The following is a 6,193-nucleotide window of genomic DNA, read 5'->3' on the forward strand; positions in this document are numbered from 1 at the left end:
CTTCTAGGTTACTTTTTTTGCATTTCCTAGGATATAGGACTTTTTTCGTTTTGAAAACCTGTAAACGATTTACCGAGTATTATTTTACACTAACGAAGGTACTTGTTGATGGTGGTACTTTTTATCTTGATACCTTCTAGTTTATAGCGAAATCTAGAAATACTTTCTTGTTCTAGCTATGATACGATATCTTTTGCATTATTTTTATTTTGTGATATAATACTACTAAAGTAATCAGAAAAAAGAGGAGGCGGAGTTAATTCTTCGCCTCTATATGTTTGCCGTAAGGTAGTTTTTCTGATGGAAGCTCAGCGATTTTTCAAAAGAAAGGTCACTGGCTAAGTAATCATAAAGGAGGGATCAGTCATCGCAAACGCAAATACAATTGTTGATTTGGTAACTGAACTTGTCACACCCTTAATCACAGAACCTTTTGAGTTGGTTGATGTGGAGTATGAAAAAATGGGTGGCGACTATGTCTTGTCAGTCTTGGTTGATAAGCCAGAAGGCATCACGGTTGAGGATACAGCGGAGTTGACCGATATTATCAGCCCAGCTCTTGATACCATCAAGCCAGATCCATTCCCTGAGCAATATTTCCTAGAAGTGTCTAGCCCAGGTTTGGAGCGTCCTTTGAAGACTGCTGAAAGTCTTGAAAATGCTGTTGGCAAGTATATCAATGTTAGTCTCTATAAGGCTATTGATAAAATCAAGGTTTTCCAAGGTGACTTGGTGTCCTTTGATGGTGAGACTTTGGTTATCGATTATTTGGATAAAACTCGTCATAAGACGGTTGAAATCCCTTATCAAACGGTTGCCAAAGCTCGTTTGGCTGTCAAGTTATAGTGAATTGAATAGAGGTTAGGACGGAGTACAAGTCGCTTTGATGAACAACAGTTCTATTCTAGCAACTCCTTGCCTAGTCCTATTCCTTTCTCAATCCACTATCATAACTTGCTGTAAGAAAAGTTCTGCAAAGGGTGGGCAGGAGATTTAATCTCTCAAATGCTGTTCCACTCCCCTTATTATCATGAAAGGAATCTTGCTTTTGCTGAAATAGCAAAGCATCACACACTATGAGCAAAGAAATGCTAGAAGCCTTCCGTATTTTGGAAGAGGAAAAACACATTAATAAAGAAGACATCATCGATGCTGTGACAGAGTCTTTGAAATCAGCTTACAAACGCCGTTATGGTCAAGCTGAGAGCTGTGTCATTGATTTCAATGAAAAGACAGGTGACTTCCAAGTCTTTACTGTTCGTGAAGTTGTGGAAGAAGTTTTTGACAGCCGTCTTGAAATCAGCCTTTCAGATGCGCTTAAAATCAGCTCTGCTTATGAACTTGGTGATAAAATTCGCTTCGAAGAGTCAGTGACTGAATTTGGTCGTGTGGCTGCGCAGTCAGCTAAACAAACCATCATGGAAAAAATGCGCAAACAAATGCGTGAAGTAACCTTCAACGAATATAAAGAACACGAAGGCGAAATCATGACAGGTACTGTTGAGCGTTTCGACCAACGTTTTATCTATGTTAACCTTGGTTCATTGGAAGCACAGCTATCACACCAAGACCAAATTCCTGGTGAAACATGGAAATCACATGACCGTATCGAAGTTTACGTTTATAAGGTTGAAAACAACCCACGTGGTGTTAATGTCTTCGTAAGCCGTAGTCATCCAGAATTTATCAAACGTATCATGGAACAAGAAATTCCTGAAGTTTTTGATGGAACAGTTGAAATCATGAGCGTTTCACGTGAAGCCGGTGACCGTACTAAGGTTGCTGTACGCAGTCACAATCCAAACGTTGATGCTATTGGTACTATCGTTGGTCGTGGCGGTTCAAATATCAAGAAAGTTATCAGCAAATTCCATCCAAAACGTTACGATGCTAAGACAGGAATTGAAATTCCAGTTGAAGAAAATATCGACGTTATCGAGTGGGTTGCAGATCCAGCTGAATTTATCTACAACGCTATCGCACCTGCAGAAGTTGACTATGTTCTTTTTGATGAAGAAAACAGCAAACGTGCGACAGTTGTTGTTCCAGATAACAAATTGTCACTCGCTATCGGTCGTCGTGGACAAAACGTTCGTTTGGCAGCTCACTTGACTGGCTACAAGATTGATATCAAATCAGCTAGTGAATATGAAGCACTTGAAGCAGAACGTGCTCTTCAAGCTGAAGAAGCAAGTCAAGAAGTGGCTGAGGAACTTGTTGAGGAAGTCGTACTTGCAACGGAAGAACTTGTTTCTGAAGAAGCAGTAGTTGAGCAAACGACTGAAGAACAAGACGCTTAAGAAAGCTAGGAAGAAAGGTATATGGCTACAAAGAGAAAAATACCTTTAAGAAAATCAGTTGTCTCAGGGGAAGTCATCGATAAACGTGATCTCTTGCGTATTGTCCGCAATAAGGAAGGTCAGGTCTTTATCGATCCAACTGGTAAGCAAAATGGCCGTGGTGCCTACATCAAGTTGGACAATGAAGAAGCTCAAATGGCTAAGAAAAAACAGGTTTTTAACCGTAGTTTTTCAATGGAAGTGCCAGAAGCTTTTTATGATGAACTCATTGCCTATGTAGATCATAAAGTCAAAAGAAGAGAGTTAGGTCTTGAATAATTTAAGTAAACTATCTAATTTATTAGGGCTAGCCCAGAGAGCTGGTCGTGTCATTTCAGGTGAAGATTTGGTGGTTAAGGCCATCCAAGCTGAACAGGTGCAACTTGTTTTTCTCGCTAATGATGCAGGTCCTAATTTGACTAAAAAGGTAACTGATAAAAGTAACTACTATAATATAGAAGTCTCCACAGTGTTTAATACACTGGAATTAAGCTCAGCTATTGGCAAGGCCAGAAAGGTCGTTGCTATCGCTGATGCTGGATTTTCAAAGAAAATGAGGACTCTTATGAATTAAAGAATAGGAGGACACTAATTGTCTAAGAAAAGATTGTATGAAATTGCTAAGGAAGTGGGTCTAGGAAGTAAGGAAGTTGTTGCCAGAGCGCAGGAACTAGGACTTGCTGTAAAGAGCCATTCTTCAAGCGTTGATGAAGCTGATGCCAAGCGCATCAAAGACAGTCTTGGTGCTCCATCAAAACCAGCAGCCAAACCACAAGTTCAAGCAACTCCAAAAGTCGCTAAGGATGAACCTGTTAAAGCTGCGCCTAAACCACAGGTTAAAGAGACGGCTTCAAAACCTCTTTCTGAGGAGAAAAAGCCTGCTCAAGCAACCCCTGTAAAACCTCAGAGCCGTAACTTTAAGGCGGAGCGTGAAGCTAAAGCTAAGGCTGAAGCAGAGCGACGTGCTCAATCTGGTAACCGTCAAAACAAACGTAATGATCGTCGTTCAAATGATCAAGGACGTAATCGTCAGCAGCAATCTGCTAACCAAAATGGTAATCGTGATCGTCAACAAAATAATCGTACTGATCGTCGTGACAACCGTCAAAATGACCGTCGCCAGCAACCTAATCGCCAACAAGCAGCTCCTAAAGTAGACTTCAAGGCACGTGCAGCAGCTCTTAAAGCTGAGCAAAATGCTGAATACTCACGTCAAAGTGAGACACGTTTCCGTGAAGCTCAGGAAGCCAAGCGTCAAGAACAAGCTTCGCAAGAGGCTGCACGTCAAAAACGTCAGGCTCAGGAAGCAGCGGCTAAGACAGAGGTTAAAAAGGCAGCGCCAGCTCCTCAAGTTAGCAGCAAACCAACAGTTACTGCATCAGCAGCACCTGCTAACCAAGACACACGTCGTAAGAAACAAGCTCGTCCAGAGAAATCACGCGATTTCGATCGTCAAAATGAAGATGGACCAAAGCAATCTAGAAATAATAAGTGGAACAATCAAAACCAAGTGAGAAATCAAAGAAATAGTAACTGGAATAAAAACAAAAATAAAAAAGGTAAAAATAACCGTAATGGTAATTCAGCTCCAAAACCAGTAACAGAGCGTAAATTCCATGAATTGCCAAAAGAATTTGAATACAGTGAAGGGATGACAGTTGCTGAAATCGCAAAACGTATCAAACGTGAGCCAGCAGAAATTGTTAAAAAACTCTTCATGATGGGTGTTATGGCTACTCAAAACCAATCTCTTGATGGAGAAACAATCGAACTCCTCATGGTTGATTATGGTATTGAAGCTAAAGCTAAGGTTGAAGTCGATACAGCTGATATCGAACGTTTCTTCGTGGATGAAGACTACCTTAAACCAGAAAATATGGTTGAACGTGCACCAGTTGTTACCATCATGGGACACGTTGACCATGGTAAAACAACCCTTCTTGATACCCTTCGTAACTCTCGTGTGGCAACAGGTGAGGCTGGTGGTATCACTCAGCACATCGGTGCCTACCAAATCGAAGAAAACGGTAAGAAGATTACCTTCCTTGATACACCAGGTCACGCGGCCTTTACATCAATGCGTGCGCGTGGTGCCTCAGTAACAGATATTACAATCCTTATCGTTGCTGCTGATGATGGTGTTATGCCACAGACTATCGAAGCTATCAACCACTCAAAAGCAGCTGGCGTTCCAATCATTGTTGCTATCAACAAGATTGATAAACCAGGTGCAAATCCAGAGCGTGTTATCGGTGAATTGGCTGAGCATGGCGTTATCTCAACTGCCTGGGGTGGTGAGTCTGAATTTGTTGAAATCTCAGCTAAATTCGGTCAAAATATCGAAGAATTGCTTGAAACAGTTCTCTTGGTAGCTGAAATGGAAGAGCTTAAGGCTGATCCAACTGTTCGTGCTATCGGTACTGTTATCGAAGCACGTCTTGATAAAGGTAAAGGTGCGGTTGCAACCCTTCTTGTTCAACAAGGAACACTTAACGTTCAAGACCCAATCGTTGTTGGTAACACATTCGGACGTGTCCGTGCTATGACTAATGACCTTGGTCGTCGTGTTAAATCAGCAGAGCCATCAACACCAGTATCAATTACAGGTTTGAACGAAGCTCCTATGGCTGGTGATCACTTTGCCGTTTATGAAGATGAAAAAGCTGCGCGTGCAGCTGGTGAAGAACGTGCAAAACGTGCGCTTCAAAAACAACGTCAAGCAACTCACCGTGTATCACTTGAAAATCTCTTTGATACCCTTAAAGCTGGTGAGGTGAAAACTGTTAATGTTATCATCAAGGCTGATGTTCAAGGTTCTGTAGAAGCTCTTGCTACATCACTTCTTAAGATTGATGTTGAGGGTGTTCGTGTCAATGTGGTTCACTCAGCTGTTGGTGCAATCAATGAATCAGATATTACACTTGCTGAAGCTTCAGATGCTGTTGTCATTGGTTTCAACGTTCGTCCGACACCACAAGCTCGTACTCAAGCTGACGCTGATGAAGTGGAAATTCGTCTCCACTCAATCATCTACAAGGTTATCGAAGAAATCGAAGATGCCATGAAAGGTATGCTTGACCCAGAATACGAAGAAAAAATTCTTGGTGAAGCCATCATCCGTGAAACCTTCAAAGTTTCTAAAGTCGGAACAATCGGTGGATTCATGGTTATTAACGGTAAGGTTACCCGTGATTCAAGCGTCCGCGTTATCCGTGACGGCGTTGTTATCTTTGACGGTAAACTTGCCAGCCTTAAACACTTCAAAGATGATGTTAAGGAAGTTGGTAATGCCCAAGAGGGTGGTTTGATGATTGAAAACTACAACGACCTTAAAGTGGACGATACTATCGAAGCCTACATTATGGAAGAGATCAAACGTAAATAAAAGAGGAAATTCCCATGGCAAATCATCGTATTGACCGTGTTGGTATGGAAATCAAGCGTGAGGTAAACGAGATTCTTCAAAAGAAAGTTCGTGACCCTCGTGTTCAAGATGTGACCATTACCGACGTTCAAATGCTTGGCGACTTGTCAGCAGCTAAGGTGTACTATACAATTCACTCTACGCTAGCGTCAGACAATCAGAAAGCACAGACTGGTCTTGAAAAAGCGACTGGTACTATCAAACGTGAGCTTGGTAAGAATTTGACCATGTACAAGATTCCAGATTTGACCTTTGTTAAGGATGAGTCTATCGAGTACGGTAACAAAATCGATCAAATGCTCCGCAATTTGAACAAAGACTAAAAAGAAGGCTCTTTGTCAACTGTAGTGGGTTGACTAAATAATTAAGCACGAGAGAGAATCAGATTGGTTCTCTCTTTTGTTGCGTTCAAAGCAAGAAGAATCCGCTT

General features: G+C 41.6%; 5 protein-coding genes and 2 pseudogenes. All 7 read left to right on the top strand.

Annotation, left to right across the window (positions count from 1 at the left end):
- Nucleotides 1–366: 366 nt before the first annotated feature.
- The 7 genes and pseudogenes from rimP (at nt 367) to rbfA (ending at nt 6,086) form a co-directional block, all read left to right on the top strand.
- Nucleotides 367–846 (top strand): ribosome maturation factor RimP, encoded by a 480-nt coding sequence (rimP, locus tag JOC28_RS10145; protein WP_386701157.1) that lies wholly within the window; start codon nt 367–369, stop codon nt 844–846.
- Nucleotides 847–1,076: 230 nt separating this feature from the next.
- On the top strand, nt 1,077–2,300 hold the full coding sequence (gene nusA, locus JOC28_RS10150; RefSeq protein WP_205010570.1) for a transcription termination factor NusA: 1,224 nt from the start codon (nt 1,077–1,079) through the stop codon (nt 2,298–2,300).
- 21 nt (nt 2,301–2,321) lie between these two features.
- Nucleotides 2,322–2,618, top strand: a complete 297-nt coding sequence (rnpM, locus tag JOC28_RS10155) for an RNase P modulator RnpM (protein WP_205010571.1) — start codon at nt 2,322–2,324, stop codon at nt 2,616–2,618.
- Nucleotides 2,611–2,913, top strand: coding sequence for a YlxQ-related RNA-binding protein (locus tag JOC28_RS10160; RefSeq protein WP_205010572.1), 303 nt, complete (start codon nt 2,611–2,613; stop codon nt 2,911–2,913). Before rnpM ends, JOC28_RS10160 begins: the two co-directional genes overlap by 8 nt.
- A gap of 18 nt (nt 2,914–2,931) precedes the next feature.
- Nucleotides 2,932–3,157, top strand: a pseudogene (locus JOC28_RS11005) (translation initiation factor IF-2 N-terminal domain-containing protein); the annotation flags it as partial.
- Nucleotides 3,158–3,237: 80 nt separating this feature from the next.
- Nucleotides 3,238–5,724, top strand: a pseudogene (infB, locus tag JOC28_RS10165) (translation initiation factor IF-2); the annotation flags it as partial.
- A gap of 14 nt (nt 5,725–5,738) precedes the next feature.
- Nucleotides 5,739–6,086 carry a 30S ribosome-binding factor RbfA gene (rbfA, locus tag JOC28_RS10170; protein ID WP_239548959.1) on the top strand — a complete coding sequence of 116 codons (348 nt, stop codon included), beginning with the start codon at nt 5,739–5,741 and terminating at the stop codon, nt 6,084–6,086.
- Nucleotides 6,087–6,193: the final 107 nt, after the last annotated feature.

The organism is Streptococcus loxodontisalivarius (assembly GCF_016908645.1).
GTDB lineage: Bacteria > Bacillota > Bacilli > Lactobacillales > Streptococcaceae > Streptococcus > Streptococcus loxodontisalivarius.

Coding starts and splice junctions, on each gene's coding strand:
- rbfA (WP_239548959.1), top strand. CDS start 5,739: ATGGCAAATCATCGTATTGACCGTGTTGGTATGGAAATCAAGCGTGAG.
- rnpM (WP_205010571.1), top strand. CDS start 2,322: ATGGCTACAAAGAGAAAAATACCTTTAAGAAAATCAGTTGTCTCAGGG.
- nusA (WP_205010570.1), top strand. CDS start 1,077: ATGAGCAAAGAAATGCTAGAAGCCTTCCGTATTTTGGAAGAGGAAAAA.